Consider the following 2,025-nt stretch of genomic DNA (forward strand, 5'->3'; position numbering starts at 1 on the left):
CACGACACCGACCTCGTCGCGGGCCGCGGCGGGGTCGCCAGCCGGCTTGACCGGCGGGTAGCCGGCCGACCCGGCTCCCCGAGCCCTGTTCTGGCGTGATTCCGGCGTCAGCCGTCGAGGAAGATGTCGAGTTCCAGCTGGTCCATCGGACCGCCGTAGACCGAGAGATCGGTGACGCCCTCGGAGGCGAGCACGTCGTCGTCGATGAAGAAGTTGCCCGAGCACCCGCGGGGGTCGCGGGTGAGCACGGCGTGCGCCGCGTCCGCCATGATCTCCGGGGTGCGGCTGCGCGCGACCATCTCGGCTCCGCCCAGGAGGTTGGCGACCGCGGCGGTGGCGATGGTGGTGCGCGGCCACAGGCTGTTGGCGGCGATCCCGAGACCGCGGAGTTCCTCCGCGAGCCCGAGGGTCACCAGGCTCATGCCGTATTTGGCGATCGTGTACCCCAGGTGCTTCCCGGCCCAGGCCGGGTTGAGGTTGATCGGCGGGGAGAGCGTGAGCACGTGGGCGCCGTCGGACTTCCCCAGATGCGGGAGGGCCGTCTTGGCGAGGAGGAACGAGCCGCGGCAGTTGATGTCCTGCATGAGGTCGTACTTCTTCATGGCCAGCTCGGACGTGGGGGACAGGTCGATCGCGCTCGCGTTGTTGACCACGATGTCGAGTCCGCCGAACGCGTCGACGGTCCTGTCCACCGCCTCGCGGACCGAGTCCTCGTCGCGCACGTCGCCGACCACCGCCAGGGCCCTCCCCCCGGCCGCCTCGATCTGGGCGGCGGCGGTGTGCACCGTCCCCTCGAGCTTGGGGTGGGGCTTGTCGGTCTTGGCGAGCATCGCGATGTTGGCGCCGTCGCGGGCCGCGCGTAGCGCGATGGCCAGGCCGATGCCGCGACTCCCGCCCGACATGAGCAGGGTGCGTCCGGCGAGGGATCGGGGTGACTCGGTCATTGATCGGTCCTTCGGTGGTGGTGGCGTCAGTGACGGGCTGGTGACGGCGGGGGGCTGCCGGTCAACGGGAGACGGCGTCGTCCGTGCCGCCCACGGTCTTCCGCAGTTCGCGCTTGAGCAGCTTCCCGGTGGCGGTGCGGGGGAGCTCGTCGGAGAACCGGACCTCGGACGGCGCCTTGAAATGGGCGATCCGCGAGCGGGTCCAGAGCCGGAGGTCCTCGGCGTCGACGGTGGAGCCCTCGGTGCGGACGACCACGGCCATCACCCGCTCGCCCCATTTGTCGTCCGGGACGCCGATCACGGCGACCTCGCGGACCTCGGGGTGCTGGTACATGACCTGTTCGACCTCGATCGGGTAGACGTTCTCCCCGCCCGTGATGACCATGTCCTTCTTCCTGTCGACGAGCGTGTAGAACCCCTCGTCGTCCACGCGGGCCAGGTCGCCGGTGTGGAACCAGCCGCCGCGCAGGGCCTGGGCGGTCTCTGCGGGCTTGCCCCAGTAGCCGACGAAGACGTTGGGGCCGCGCACGCACAGCTCACCGACCTCGCCGCCGGGCACCTCGTGGCCCTCCTCGTCGAGGATCCGGAAGTCCATGAACTGCACGGGACGACCGATCGAGCCGGCGTGGTCGACGACGTCCTCGGGCTGCAGGCACGCCGCGTTGGGGGAGGTCTCGGTCATGCCGAAGCCCTCGGTGAACTCCATGCCGTACCCGCGCAGAGCGTGGATGACGGTGATCGGGCACGGTGCTCCGCCGCTGATCGCCGATCGGAGCGTGGACAGGTCGCGGGTGCTGATCGACTCCGACTGCGCCACGGCCGCCCACATGGCGGGGACGAGGAACGCCTTGGTCACCCCGTGCTGCTCGACGGCGTCCAGCCAGAGGTCGGGGGCGAAGGCCTCCATGATGAGGACCGTCCCGCCGACGAAGAGGAACGGCAGGGTGTGGACGCCGAGCGCGCCGATGTGGAACAGGGGCGCCGCGGAGACGGTGATGTCGGTGCGGCCGATACCCGAGTCGAATCCCATGGCGTTGACCGCGTTGTGGAAGAAGTTGCCGTGCGTGAGCATGGCGCCCTT

General features: G+C 70.2%; 2 protein-coding genes. Both read right to left on the bottom strand.

Features of this window, described 5'->3' with window-relative positions:
* Positions 1–107: 107 nt before the first annotated feature.
* Positions 108–944, bottom strand: coding sequence for an SDR family oxidoreductase (locus tag B4M60_RS10125; RefSeq protein ID WP_291083137.1), 837 nt, complete (start codon positions 942–944; stop codon positions 108–110).
* A 61-nt stretch (positions 945–1,005) separates the two neighbouring features.
* On the bottom strand, positions 1,006–2,025 hold a 1,020-nt coding region (locus B4M60_RS10130; protein WP_291083140.1), incomplete at its 5' end, for an AMP-binding protein.

This window comes from Dietzia sp. UBA5065 (assembly GCA_002415925.1).
GTDB lineage: Bacteria > Actinomycetota > Actinomycetes > Mycobacteriales > Mycobacteriaceae > Dietzia.

Bases quoted from the DNA above. Each gene is read 5' to 3' on its own strand.
- B4M60_RS10125 (WP_291083137.1), bottom strand. From the start codon at position 944: ATGACCGAGTCACCCCGATCCCTCGCCGGACGCACCCTGCTCATGTCG.